Raw genomic sequence first — 13,700 nt, 5'->3', positions numbered from 1 at the left:
ACCGTCAGTACTTTTCGTTCTATTCTCAATCATATCTGACCGTTATCTGACTCTTTGTTGCAGTTTGAGAAGCTAGTCACAACAGAACGGCAGATTTAATTTTCTAGGGAAATTTAACGTAAAACTGGCAAGTGACCGAGATCTACAATTATACCAACTTAGGGTAAAGCATTATAATAAAAAGCCTTTAAAGTTAGTGACCACTTACAACCTTCAAGAACCTCAAAACCAAATGCGAGTCACATCACTTTAACAATTGCGTACAAAAAACCACCAAAGCAACCTATTTTGACGTTAATGACGTGGGGTTGTGTGTTTTTAACGTTTTTGACGGGAAACGAGTTTGATTAATTCATCGATAAGGTGTTTTCTTACTCCTGCCAAAGGCCTACAGGCCACTCTTACCACTTCTCAGAATCAACGATGAATCTGGAGCAACGAAGAAGAGGTAGGCCTTTAACCAGAGTGTGTATCTACTAAACAATTTAGCGACAGATAACATTCAATCCATTAGTGAAATGAAAGCAAATAGTAAGGAACAGCTATGCTTGCCAATATAAAAAAAACAGCAATAGCAACAGCAATTATTGCAACTGCTACAACAGGTTTTGCATCAGTAGCAACCGCTGCAGAACGCAGTGAACTGACCGTTCACCCGAAAGAGTACACTACATTCGTACGTAACTTTAACCCGTACCTTGGTGCTACTAACCTACATACTACAACTGACTTCATGTATGAGCCGCTAGTAGTATTTAACGAAATGCACGGTAACACTCCAGTGTTCCGTCTAGCTGAAAACTTCAAGATGTCAGATGATCTGATGAGCGTTGTTTTCGACATTCGTAAGGGTGTTAAATGGTCAGACGGAGAAACTTTCTCTGCTGATGATGTTGTTTTTTCTTTCAACCTTGTAAAAGAGAAGCCAGAGCTTGACCAATCTGGTATCAACTCTTGGGTAACTTCTGTAGAAAAACTGAACGACAACCAAGTTAAGTTCACACTAACAGAAGCAAACTCAAACGTACCTTACGAGATTGCTAAAGTACCTGTAGTACCTAAGCACATCTGGAAAGACGTTAAAGATCCATCAACGTTTACCAATGAGAACCCGGTAGGTTCTGGTCCATTTACAGAAATCGATACGTTTACAGCGCAGCTATACATCCAGTGTGCAAACCCGAACTACTGGGATGCAGACAACCTAGATGTTGACTGTCTACGTGTTCCACAAATTGCGAACAACGACCAATTCCTAGGTAAAGTTGTAAACAGTGAAATGGACTGGACGTCTTCTTTCGTTCCAGATATCGATCGTACATACGCAGCAGCTAGCCCTAAACACCACTACTGGTACCCGCCAGCAGGTACACAGGCATTCATCGTTAACTTCAAGCACCCTGATGCTGCGAAGCATGAAGCATTGAGCAACGTTGACTTCCGTCGTGCTTTCTCTATGGCTCTTGACCGTCAAACTATCATCGACATCGCATTCTACGGTGGCGGTACTGTAAACGATTTCGCATCGGGTCTTGGCTACGCGTTTGAAGCTTGGTCTGATGAAAAAACTCATGACAAGTACAAAGGCTTCAACACTTACAACGCTGAAGGCGCGAAGAAGCTTCTTGCTGACGCTGGCTTCAAAGATGTAAACAAAGATGGTTTTGTTGACACTCCATCAGGCAAGTCTTTCGAACTAATGATTCAATCGCCAAACGGCTGGACTGACTTCAACAACACAGTTCAACTAGCGGTAGAACAGCTAAACGAAATCGGTATTAAAGCAAAAGCTCGTACACCTGACTTCTCTGTTTACAACCAAGCAATGCTTGAAGGTACATACGACGTAGCATACACAAACTACTTCCACGGTGCGGATCCATACACGTACTGGAACAGTGCTTACAACTCATCACTACAATCTGGTGATGGTATGCCTCGTTTCGCAATGCACTTCTACAAAAACGACAAGCTAGATGGTCTTCTAAACAGCTTCTACAAAACAGCTGATAAGAACGAGCAGCTAGACATTGCACACGGTATCCAGCAAATCATCGCTGCAGACCAAGTGACAATCCCTGTGATGTCTGGTGCTTACATGTACCAATACAACACAACTCGCTTCACTGGTTGGTGGAACGAAGAAAATCCAAAAGGCCGTCCAAACATTTGGGCTGGTATTCCAGAGCGTCTACTTCATGTACTGGACCTAAAACCAGTTAAATAAGTAATCGTTCAATCCTTGCGGCGTAACCTCTTACGCCGCTTATAAAAATCCCCACACTCTCAATTGAAAGTATGGCGCTAGTCGTCAGGGGATTTTTCGTTCCAAATTTCGCTAGGAGCGACCTGAATCCAGAAACAGGGAAACAATCTGGGTGAGTAAGGTGTGAGTTATGGGTTATTTTTTAAGACGTTTGTCATTTTATTTTGTCGCGCTATTAGTTGCTGCGACGTTAAACTTTATTATTCCAAGAGCAATGCCTGGTGACCCAGTTACCATGATGTTTGCGAACGCTTCTGTACAAGTTACTCCAGAGCGTATTGCTGCAATGAAAGAACTATTAGGCTTCGTTGATGGTGGCTACTTAGTTCAATACGTGGCGTACATGAAGAACATTCTTAGCTGGGAACTTGGTACATCAATTCAATTCTACCCACTTTCTGTAAACACACTGTTGGGTGGAGCATTCGGTTGGTCGCTTTTCTTAGCCGGCACCGCAGTTATTCTTTCTTTCTCGATTGGTTCAATCCTAGGTATTTTCGCAGCCTGGAAACGCGGCAGTAAGTACGATGCCTTCGTAACGCCAGGAATGCTGATTCTACAAGCCGTTCCTCAAGTCGTTATCGCGATGATTGCACTATTTACCTTTGCAATCGGCTTGAAGTGGTTCCCGACGGGTTACGCTTACACCGCTGGTACTGTACCTGATTGGACAAGCTGGGCATTCATTAAAGATGTGGCTTACCATGCTTTCTTACCGCTGTTCTGTGCTTCAGTTGTTCAAATTGGTGGCTTCCTAGTCAACATGCGTAACAACATGATCAACCTGCTTGCTGAAGACTACATCACTATGGCGAAAGGCAAAGGCCTGAGCGAAAACCGAGTGGTATTCAACTACGCAGCGCGTAACGCAATGCTACCAAGTGTGACAGCACTTTCTATGTCGCTAGGTATGGCAATCGGTGGTCAGCTAATTATCGAAATCATCTTCAACTACCCAGGTCTTGGCAGCGTACTTTTCAACGCAATTAACGCTCGTGATTACCAAGTACTGCAAGGTCAGCTGCTTATCATGACGCTATTCATGCTGTTCTTTAACCTAGTTGCAGACATGCTTTACGTTGTTCTTGACCCTCGTCTTCGTAAGGGTGGTAAATAATCATGAAAGACTTTTTAAAACTCATTTGGCGTAACCCGATGGCCCTAACAGGCGTCATCATCCTAAGTATTTTTATTCTTGGCGCGATTGCAGCTCCATTAATCACCAAACATGTACCAGACAAGCGTACAGGTAACCCACACGAATATCCTGGTTTCGTGGTGAAGTCTGCACAAACTAACCCTGATGGCTGGGTTGCTCAAAATCTAGCAGACGACCGTCGTACATTGATCATGTCTAAAAAGGCAGACCACGTACTAGGTACAACTCGTATGGGTCGTGACGTTTGGTCTCAAGTGGTATACGGCGCACGCGTATCTCTTGCTGTAGGTTTTGGTGCGGGTCTAACCGTATGTTTACTCGCAACTGTTATTGGTGTTTCTGCAGGTTACTTCGGTGGCCGTGTCGATGACGTTCTAACAGCCGCAATGAACATCATGCTGGTAATCCCTCAATACCCATTACTGTTCGTAGTAGCAGCCTTTATCGGTGAGGCAGGGCCACTCACCATAACCTTGGTTATCGGCTTTATGTCTTGGGCTTGGGGTGCCCGTGTTGTTCGCTCCCAAACCTTAGCACTGCGTGAAAAAGAGTTTGTAAAAGCCGCTGAAGTTTTGGGTGAATCTTCATTCCGCATCATCTTCGTAGAGATTCTGCCAAACCTTATCTCTATCGTTGGCGCAAGCTTCATCGGTTCGGTGATGTACGCAATCATGATGGAAGCAACCATCTCGTTCCTAGGTCTTGGTGACCCGAACACAATCAGCTGGGGCATCATGCTTTACAACGTTCAAACCTCTTCATCAATGCTGATTGGCGCTTGGTGGGAACTGCTGGCTCCTTGTATCGCACTGACACTACTTGTAACTGGCCTTGCTCTACTTAACTTCGCGGTCGATGAGATTGCTAACCCGCAACTGCGTTCTCACAAAGGCATGAAGCGTTGGAAGAAACTAGCAGCTCAAGACAAAGAAGAACGTGAACCAGAACTACCACCACAAAATGCACTTTGGAGCGGAGATAAATAATCATGTCTGAACCACTAATTTCTATCCGCAACTTATGCGTGGATTACATCACAGAGTCTGGCGATGTTCGTGCGTGTAACAACGTAAGTTTCGACATCGCTCCAGGTGAAGTCTTCGGCCTAGCTGGTGAATCTGGCTGTGGTAAATCAACGGTCGCTTTCTCTCTTATGCGTCTTCATAAGCCGCCCGCTTACATCAGTGGTGGTGAGGTTATCTTCAACGGTGAGAACATCCTTGAATACAGTGATGACCGTATGCAGTCGTTCCGTTGGAGTGAGATGTCGATGGTATTCCAGAGCGCGATGAACGCACTCAACCCAGTACTACCGATGGAAGAGCAGTTCTGTGACGTAATCATGCGTCACACCAACATGACTCGCGAGCAAGCTAAGCAGCGTGCTGAAGGTCTACTTGAAATCGTCGATATTCACCCGAGCCGATTGAGTGACTATCCTCACCAATTCTCTGGCGGCATGCGTCAGCGCTTGGTTATTGCTATCGCGTTAGCACTGAATCCAAAGCTGATCATTATGGATGAGCCGACAACCGCACTTGATGTGGTTGTGCAACGCGAAATCCTACAAAAGATCTATGCACTAAAAGAAGAATTTGGCTTCTCAATTCTGTTCATCACCCATGACTTGTCATTGATGGTCGAGTTCTCTGACCGCATCGGCATCATGTACTCAGGTGAGCTAATCGAAGTGGCTAACTCTCAAGATATTCTAGAAAACCCTTACCACCCTTACACCAAAGGGCTGGGAAATTCTTTCCCTCCACTGACAGGGCCAAAGACAAAGTTAGCAGGTATTCCGGGTAACCCTCTGAACCTGTTAGAGATCCCTGAAGGGTGTCGTTTCCAAGCTCGTTGTGACCGTGTACATGAAAAGTGTACCAAGGTGCCAACCAAGCTGCGTTCTATCGACCCGGGACATTTGTCTAACTGCCACCTGTACGGTGACCCAATAGTACAAAGGAAGCTATAGCTTGCACGCTGACTCAGCGTGAATAACGAACAAGGCGGCTCGACCGCCTAAAAACAAGCAAAGCGAATAAGGATTCTGGAGACAATTATGAGCAAAGATTTCGGTCAATTATTGGTAGAAGGCAAGAATGTCGTAAAAGACTTCCCAATAAGCAGTACCACCATTCAAACCCCAATGATGCGTGCGATTAACGACGTGTCATTCAAGATGTACAAAAGCCGTGGCCTAGCAGTGGTTGGTGAGTCTGGTTCAGGCAAATCAACAACCGCAAAAATGATCGCAAAAATGTACGCACCTTCAGGCGGCACGATCGAATACAAAGGTCGTGATATCCAAGAGATCTCAAGCAGAAAAGATCTTATGCACTACCGTGAAGGCGTGCAGATGGTATGGCAAGACCCGTTTGGTTCATTGAACCCAACGCACAATATCTTCCACCACATAGCTCGACCACTGTTGATCCACAAGAAAGTATCTCCGGGCAATAAGAAAGAGCTAGAAGAACGCGTTTACGATCTTTTAGAGCAAGTAGGTCTCATTCCGCCAAAAGAGACGGCGAAAAAGTACCCTCACCAACTGTCTGGTGGTCAGCGTCAACGTGTCAACCTAGCCCGCAACATCGCGGTAGGTGCCGAAGTTGTATTAGCCGATGAACCAACATCAATGCTTGATGTATCGATTCGTGCCGGTGTTTTGAACCTGATGGAAGAGATGAAGTTTGAGAAGCAAATGTCTCTGCTTTACATCACTCACGATATCGCAACTGCTCGTTATATCGCTGAAGATCTTTCAGTGATGTACGTAGGACACATGGTGGAATGGGGCGATACCGATGACGTAATTGCTAACCCTCAGCACCCATACACGCAATTGCTTGTTTCTGCTGTTCCAGATCCTAAGAAATCGATCCACGAACAACTTGCTGGCAATAAAGGGGAGATTCCTCTGTGGACTCCAGTATCAGCTGGTTGCCCTTTTGCTGGCCGTTGTACTCACGCAATGGACAAGTGTAAAGAGCAACTGCCGGGTGTGACCCAATTAGCCGATAACCACTTTGTTCGTTGTTACCTACACGAAAGCTAAACATTAAAACTGAGTTAGGGTCTGCGGGCCCTAACTATTTATATCCAAACTAATTCAGGTACCTAGCCAAAAGAAACTAGGACCTTTGGAGAATATTGATGCTGTTATTGACCAACCATATTGGCTACGAATCTTCGGCTCCCAAGCAAGCGATCTTACAAACAAAAAAGACTCGTTTATCGAGTACGTCTGCACTTTTGGTGTGTGCTGACAACCATATTACTGTGGGCAACTTTGATGTTGTAAAACAAGGCCGCGTAGCAAACTGGCATCAAGGGCAATTCTTCACTATTGATTTCAGTTCAGTCACTGAATCTGGTCGCTACTACCTACGTTTTGACAACCTGCGTTCAGAAGTATTTGAGATTGGTAGCAACCTATTAATGAACCACACGTTTTCTGATGTGCTTCATTACTTTAAGTCACAACGCTGTGGCGGTATTTTCGACAAAAAAGATCGACAAGCACAAATTCTAGGTACCGACCGATACGTCGATGTCCACGGTGGATGGTATGACGCATCAGGTGATGTCAGTAAATATTTTAGCCACCTGTCTTATGGTAACTACCTAAACCCACAACAAATTCCGATGGTCGTTTGGAACATGCTAAAAAGCGTACGCTTGACTAGCCATAACCCAGACTTCCCGAAATTCTCCATGACTCGTCTAACGGAAGAGGCTCTGTTCGGTGCCGACTTCTTAGTGCGTATGCAAGACGCTGACGGATACTTCTATATGACGGTATTCGACAAATGGAGCAAAGATATCAACCAACGCGATATCTGCGCTTATGCGACTCAAGAAGGTCATAAATCAACGGACTTACAAGCGGGCTACCGACAAGGTGCAGGTGTTGCTATCGCAGCATTAGCCGCAGCTTCTGAGCTTGAAATCTCTGGCAGCTACTCGAGCCACACATACCTTGAAATGGCGGTTAAGGGTTACTGGCATCTAAAAGAGTACAACCTCCAGTATCTAAACGATGGTGAAGAGAACATCATCGATGAGTATTGCGCCCTACTCGCAGCCAATGAGCTGTATCGCGTAACACAAGACCAGCAATACCTATCAGAAGCAAGAACTTGGGCGACTCGTTTAATCTCTCGTCAGCAATCCGATGATTCATTTGAGCACTTCTGGTCGGCAAACTCTGATGGCTCTCGTCCATACTTTCACGCAGCTGAAGCCGGTCTTCCTGTGATTGCACTATGTGAATACATCGACAATGAAACCGATGCTGAATTAAAAGAACAGGCGCGCACAGTTGTTGAACAAGCTTGTCAGTTCGAAATCAACATCACCGACAAAGTCACCAACCCATTTGGCTATCCAAGACAATACGTTAAATCTGTCGATGGTGATAAACGTGATGCCTTCTTCGTCGCTCAACAGAACGAAACCGGTTACTGGTGGCAAGGCGAGAACGCACGCCTTGGCTCACTCGCAACCATGGCTTACCTAGTTCAACCGCACATTAAAGATAGCGAACTTCAAGAGCGCTTAATCCAGCTTTCACAAAATAGCCTTGATTGGATCTTGGGCCTCAACCCATACCACATGTGCATGCTCGATGGTCATGGCCATAACAACCCAGACTACCTACCTCAGCTTGGGTTCTTCAATGCGAAAGGCGGTATCTGTAATGGCATCACAGCTGGTTTTGAAGATGAACAAGACATTGCGTTCAATCCACCAGCACAAAAAGATGACATGCTTCAAAACTGGCGCTGGGGTGAGCAATGGATCCCTCATGGTGCGTGGTTCTTATTAGCAACCGCTGCACAGTTCAACTTCTTAGCTCAGCGTAAGGAGCAATAATCATGACTCTTTACTACGTCGGTATTGATGGTGGTGGTACTTCTTGTCGTGCTCGTATTCGTGACGCTCAAGGCAAACTGATTGGTGAAGCGAAAAGTGGCAGTGGCAACATCCTTTTGGGTGTTGATGTTGCGATGAGCTCAATTATTGATGCCATCACAAAAGCGGCACAACAAGGGCAACTCAACTCAGACCATTTTTCAAATATGCATGTTGGCCTAGCGCTGGCTGGCGCTGAGCAAAAATCAGCATGGTTCGACTTCATGGCTCAACCACACCCTTTCGCAAGCATGACACTAAATACCGACGCTTATGGCGCTTGCATTGGTGCTCACAATGGCCAAGACGGCGCAATCATGATCGGTGGTACGGGTTCTTGCGGTATCTTCCTAAAAGACGGTGAGCAATATGTGGTTGGCGGTCGTGAATTTCCGATTTCAGATCAAGGCGGCGGCGCAGTGATGGGCTTACGTTTGATTCAACAAGTCTTGCTTGCAGAAGACGGTATTCGCAACAAAACCCCGCTGACTCTACATGTGATGAATCACTTTAATAATGATGTGGATGCCATTGTCGAATGGTCAAAAGGTGCTATTCCAAAGGATTACGGTCAATTCTCACCAGTTATTTTTCAACTCGCTAACGAAGGTGACGAACTGGCTATCGATATGCTCAAGCAAACCGCGGCTGATATCGAAATGTTTGTCTTAGCACTGCATCGAAAAGGCGCTGACAAGGTGTGCTTAATGGGAAGTATCGCTGAGCGTATTCTCAACTGGCTATCACCACCAGTACAACAATGGATCGTTAAACCTCAATTCGACGCTATTGAAGGCGCATTGATGTTTGCCGGAAAACCACAACACAACTTGTATCAACAGGCTTAGCAGGGAAGTTATATGAATTATCGCATCGACTTAGCTGTTCTTTCTGAACAAAAAAATAACTGCCGATTTGGCCTTACGGTACATAACTTAAGTGACCTCGACGTAAAAGATTGGTCTCTGCACTTTGCATTTGATCGTTTCATCCTTCCAGAGAGTTTATCGCAAGGAGAGCTGACTCAAGTTGGCAGCTTTTGCTCATTCACACCAAGTTCGTCAGTGTTAAAGGCCAACAACCATTACTACCTTGAATTCAGTATTCAAAGCGCACCATTCCGCTTCTATTCTGATGGCCTTAACGATGCCTTTATCCAGTCACATAATGATGGAGAAACATCGGTACTGCCTGTCGCGATATCACCCATAGTACTGGCTTCGCCATACCGTGAACGCAATCAAATACCTGAAGTTAACGCTGCTGAGATTGCATTGATTCCTCAGCCTAATCAGATCGAATTTCAGCAAGGTAGTTTCGCGCTAAATAACGACTGCAGAATTGAGGTTCAATCTCATCTTGCTGATAAGGCAGTCTCTTGGTTCCAGCAAGAGTTGCTCTCGACCTTTGAGCTGTCTCTTTCGACCGCGCTTTCAGCTGAACTTTCAAAAGACGAAAGCGGCAACATTCTATTTCGCAGCAACCCGACGTTAGATGAAGCCGAGTACAAGCTAACAATCACAACTCAACAAGTGGTCGTAGAATCAGGCAGTCAATCAGGCTTCACTCATGCAGTAGCTAGCTTAATCCAATTAGTTCAACAACAAAATGCTGAACGCTTCTCTGTGCCATGTTGCAAAATCGCCGACCAACCTCGTTTCAAATACCGCGGCATGATGTTGGACTGCGCTCGTCACTTCCACTCAGTAGAGCAAGTGAAGCGTTTAATCAATCAACTGGCGCACTACAAGTTCAACGTATTTCATTGGCACCTAACTGACGATGAAGGTTGGAGAATTGAGATAAAGAGCCTGCCACAGCTAACAGAAATTGGCGCTTGGCGTGGCCCTGATCATGCACTAGAGCCGCAATATACCCACATTGCGGAAAACTACGGCGGCTTCTACACGCAACAACAAATTCGTGAAGTCATTGAATATGCAGAGCAACGCAGCATCACGGTGATCCCAGAGATCGATATTCCGGGACACTGCCGTGCCGCAATCAAATCACTGCCTGACATGCTGGTAGAGCAAGCGGATACCACTCAATACAAGAGCATTCAGCACTACAACGACAATGTGTTAAATCCAGGTTTACCGGGCACTTACCAGTTCTTAGATGCGGTTATTGAAGAAGTCGCAGAGCTATTCCCTAGCGAATTGATTCACATGGGCGCAGACGAAGTACCACCGGGCGTATGGACTAACAGCCCTGCAGCTCAAGCGCTGATGAAAGAACATCAATACCAAGACAGCAAAGATTTGCAAGGTCACCTATTCCGCTATGCCGAGAATAAGCTTAAGCAACTCGGCAAACGCATGGTGGGCTGGGAAGAAGCTCAGCACGGCGACAAGGTGAGCAAAGAGACCATCATCTATTCATGGCTCAGTGAAGAAGCGGCTGTGAACTGCGCTCGCCAAGGCTTTGATGTGGTATTGCAACCTGCACAATTTACCTATCTCGACATGACCCAAGATTATGCACCGGAAGAGCCGGGCGTAGATTGGGCTGCCGTTATCCCATTAGAACAAGCTTATACCTACGAAGCGCTTGCTGAGATATCCGACACCGACCCAATTCGTAAGCGGATCCGCGGAATTCAGTGTGCTCTATGGTGTGAGATCGTCACCAACCAAAAGCGTATGGATTACATGGTATTTCCAAGAATTAGCGCTTTAGCTGAAGGATGTTGGACACATAAAAACAACCGAAACTGGCTAGATTACCTGTCTCGCCTAAAGGGTCACTTGCCGCTACTCGACAGACTCAATGTTGACTATCGCAACCCTTGGAAAGCTCAATAAAACAAAACCAAAGCAACACTCACATCGAGCGCTTGCTAACTCAAATTAAGGTGCTCAGTCAGATAAGACTCAGCATCACTATTTAAAAATTAGCTGCATAGATGCAGTTTGTTAAAAAGGAAATGACAATGAAATACGGCTATTTCGATAACGACAATCGCGAATACGTCATCACTCGCCCTGATGTACCAGCACCTTGGACCAACTACCTAGGTACTGAAAAGTTTTGTACCGTGATTTCGCACAATGCGGGCGGTTACTCGTTCTACAACTCTCCGGAATACAACCGTGTTACTAAGTTCCGTCCAAACGGCACCTTTGACCGTCCTGGACACTATGTTTACTTGCGTGATGATGAGACGGGTGATTACTGGTCTATCTCTTGGCAACCAGTGGCCAAGAGCCTAGATGAAGCGAACTACGAGGTTCGTCACGGCCTGTCATACTCAAAGTTCAAATGTGAATACAGCGGCATTACCGCAACCAAGACGCTATTCGTACCTAAGGGTGAAGATGCAGAAGTTTGGGACGTTGTATTAAAGAACAACACTGACAAGCCACGTACTATCAGCACTTTCTCGTTTGTTGAGTTCTCTTTCAGCCATATTCAATCAGACAATCAAAACCATCAGATGTCTTTGTACTCTGCGGGCACGTCTTACCAAGAAGGTGTTCTGGAATACGACCTGTACTACAACACTAACGACTTTGAAGGCTTCTACTACCTAGCTTCAACTTTCTCACCAGACAGCTACGATGGCCAACGTGACAACTTCCTTGGTATGTACCGTGATGAAGCAAATCCAATTGCGGTTGAAAACGGTAAGTGTTCTAACAGCGCTCAAACTTGTTACAACCATTGTGGTTCTCTGCACAAGCAATTTACGATTCAACCCGGTGAAGAAGTTCGCTTTGCGTATGTACTCGGTATCGGTAAAGGCAACGGTGAACGCCTACGTGAGAAGTACCAAGACACAGCAAACGTAGACGCCGCTTTCCAAGGCATCAAAGATCACTGGGACGAGCGTTGCAACAAATTCCAAGTTAAGTCGCCAAACGAAGGCTTAGACACAATGATCAACACGTGGACGCTATACCAAGCGGAAACCTGTGTGGTTTGGTCACGCTTTGCATCATTCATCGAAGTTGGCGGTCGTACTGGTCTTGGTTACCGTGATACGGCTCAAGATGCTATTTCAGTACCCCATGCCAACCCACAAATGACCAAGAAACGTATTATCGACCTGCTTCGCGGCCAAGTGAAAGCGGGCTACGGTCTACACTTGTTCGATCCTGACTGGTTCGATCCAGAGAAAGCCGACGTTGAGCCATCAAAATCACCAACAGTTGTTCCAACACCGTCAGATGACGACAAGATCCACGGCATTGAAGATACATGTTCTGATGATCACCTATGGATCGTTCCAACCATCATCAAGTACGTGATGGAAACCGGTGAGCACGACTTCTTCGATGAAGTGATTCCATACGCAGACGGTGGCGAAGCGACAGTTTATGAACACATGAAAGCGGCACTGAACTTCTCTGCTGAATACGTGGGTCAAACGGGTATCTGTAAAGGCCTTCGTGCTGACTGGAATGACTGTTTGAACCTAGGTGGTGGTGAATCTTCAATGGTTTCATTCCTACACTTCTGGGCGCTACAAGAATTCCTAGATCTTGCTAAGTTCCGCAATAACGATGCTGACGTTGCGAAATACACTGAAATGGCTGCTAACGTTCGCGAAGCATGTGAAACGCATCTTTGGGATGACGAAGGTGGCTGGTACATCCGTGGTCTGACTAAAAATGGCGACAAGATCGGTACAGCACAACAAGCTGAAGGTCGTGTGCACCTTGAGTCAAACACGCTCGCGGTTCTATCTGGTGCGGTATCTCAAGAACGCGGTGAGAAAGCGATGGACGCAGTCGATGAGAACCTATTCTCTGAATACGGCCTACACCTAAACTCTCCATCATTTGCAACACCAAACGATGATATCGGCTTCGTAACTCGCGTTTACCAAGGCGTAAAAGAGAACGGCGCAATCTTCTCTCACCCTAACCCATGGGCCTGGGTGGCAGAAGCGAAGCTAGGCCGTGGTGACCGTGCGATGAAATTCTACGACGCACTAAACCCATACAACCAAAATGACATGATTGAAACACGCTACGCAGAACCATACTCGTACGTGCAGTTCATCATGGGTAAAGACCACCAAGACCACGGCCGTGCAAACCACCCATGGTTAACAGGCACCTCTGGTTGGGCTTACTTTGCGGTAACCAACTTCATTCTAGGTGTTCGTACTGGCTTCGAAGGATTAACGGTTGATCCTTGTATCCCAACGGATTGGCCAGAATTCGAGGTTACTCGTCAATGGCGTGGCGCGACTTATAACATCACAGTGCAAAACCCGAATGCAGTAAGCAAAGGCGTTGCCTCTATCACTATCAATGGTGAATCAGTTGAAGGCGCTATCCCAGTACAAGCAGAAGGCAGCGTGAACGATGTTGTCGTTGTTCTAGGCTAGTCACGCAATTTAACGAACAG

9 protein-coding genes are annotated in these 13,700 nt (G+C 46.0%); all 9 read left to right on the top strand.

The annotated features are described in order from the left end of the window. Positions 1–544 precede the first annotated feature (544 nt). The 9 genes from AB4167_RS16435 (at position 545) to AB4167_RS16395 (ending at position 13,680) form a co-directional block, all read left to right on the top strand. A complete protein-coding gene (locus tag AB4167_RS16435) occupies positions 545–2,227 on the top strand; it encodes an ABC transporter substrate-binding protein (RefSeq protein ID WP_017056650.1) in 1,683 nt (560 codons plus the stop codon). Positions 2,228–2,396: 169 nt separating this feature from the next. Then, complete coding sequence (locus AB4167_RS16430; protein ID WP_136981636.1) at positions 2,397–3,383, top strand: ABC transporter permease; 987 nt, start codon at positions 2,397–2,399, stop codon at positions 3,381–3,383. Between the two features lie 2 nt (positions 3,384–3,385). Beyond that, complete coding sequence (locus AB4167_RS16425; RefSeq protein WP_017056648.1) at positions 3,386–4,411, top strand: ABC transporter permease; 1,026 nt, start codon at positions 3,386–3,388, stop codon at positions 4,409–4,411. A 2-nt stretch (positions 4,412–4,413) separates the two neighbouring features. Beyond that, positions 4,414–5,397, top strand: coding sequence for an ABC transporter ATP-binding protein (locus tag AB4167_RS16420; RefSeq protein ID WP_017059410.1), 984 nt, complete (start codon positions 4,414–4,416; stop codon positions 5,395–5,397). A gap of 87 nt (positions 5,398–5,484) precedes the next feature. Further along, positions 5,485–6,480 (top strand): ABC transporter ATP-binding protein, encoded by a 996-nt coding sequence (locus AB4167_RS16415; protein WP_017059411.1) that lies wholly within the window; start codon positions 5,485–5,487, stop codon positions 6,478–6,480. 98 nt (positions 6,481–6,578) lie between these two features. After that, a complete protein-coding gene (locus tag AB4167_RS16410; RefSeq protein WP_136981635.1) occupies positions 6,579–8,300 on the top strand; it encodes a glycoside hydrolase family 9 protein in 1,722 nt (573 codons plus the stop codon). Between the two features lie 2 nt (positions 8,301–8,302). Continuing rightward, positions 8,303–9,187, top strand: a complete 885-nt coding sequence (locus tag AB4167_RS16405) for an N-acetylglucosamine kinase (RefSeq protein WP_017066804.1) — start codon at positions 8,303–8,305, stop codon at positions 9,185–9,187. Between the two features lie 12 nt (positions 9,188–9,199). Next, a complete protein-coding gene (locus tag AB4167_RS16400) occupies positions 9,200–11,146 on the top strand; it encodes a beta-N-acetylhexosaminidase (protein ID WP_372136760.1) in 1,947 nt (648 codons plus the stop codon). Positions 11,147–11,274: 128 nt separating this feature from the next. Next, entirely contained in the window at positions 11,275–13,680 is a 2,406-nt protein-coding gene (locus AB4167_RS16395; RefSeq protein WP_017066806.1) for a GH36-type glycosyl hydrolase domain-containing protein, read from the top strand. Positions 13,681–13,700: the final 20 nt, after the last annotated feature.

It is taken from the genome of Vibrio sp. 10N.286.49.E11 (assembly GCF_041469505.1).
In the GTDB taxonomy this organism is placed as follows: Bacteria; Pseudomonadota; Gammaproteobacteria; order Enterobacterales; family Vibrionaceae; genus Vibrio; species Vibrio crassostreae_C.
Note: the sequence above shows the minus strand (reverse complement) of the source record. Positions and strands in the feature narration are given on the sequence as shown.

What these genes read in the sequence shown, in the direction of transcription:
- AB4167_RS16435 (WP_017056650.1), top strand. Translation starts at nt 545, where the DNA reads ATGCTTGCCAATATAAAAAAAACAGCAATAGCAACAGCAATTATTGCA.
- AB4167_RS16430 (WP_136981636.1), top strand. Translation starts at nt 2,397, where the DNA reads ATGGGTTATTTTTTAAGACGTTTGTCATTTTATTTTGTCGCGCTATTA.
- AB4167_RS16425 (WP_017056648.1), top strand. Translation starts at nt 3,386, where the DNA reads ATGAAAGACTTTTTAAAACTCATTTGGCGTAACCCGATGGCCCTAACA.
- AB4167_RS16420 (WP_017059410.1), top strand. Translation starts at nt 4,414, where the DNA reads ATGTCTGAACCACTAATTTCTATCCGCAACTTATGCGTGGATTACATC.
- AB4167_RS16415 (WP_017059411.1), top strand. Translation starts at nt 5,485, where the DNA reads ATGAGCAAAGATTTCGGTCAATTATTGGTAGAAGGCAAGAATGTCGTA.
- AB4167_RS16410 (WP_136981635.1), top strand. Translation starts at nt 6,579, where the DNA reads ATGCTGTTATTGACCAACCATATTGGCTACGAATCTTCGGCTCCCAAG.
- AB4167_RS16405 (WP_017066804.1), top strand. Translation starts at nt 8,303, where the DNA reads ATGACTCTTTACTACGTCGGTATTGATGGTGGTGGTACTTCTTGTCGT.
- AB4167_RS16400 (WP_372136760.1), top strand. Translation starts at nt 9,200, where the DNA reads ATGAATTATCGCATCGACTTAGCTGTTCTTTCTGAACAAAAAAATAAC.
- AB4167_RS16395 (WP_017066806.1), top strand. Translation starts at nt 11,275, where the DNA reads ATGAAATACGGCTATTTCGATAACGACAATCGCGAATACGTCATCACT.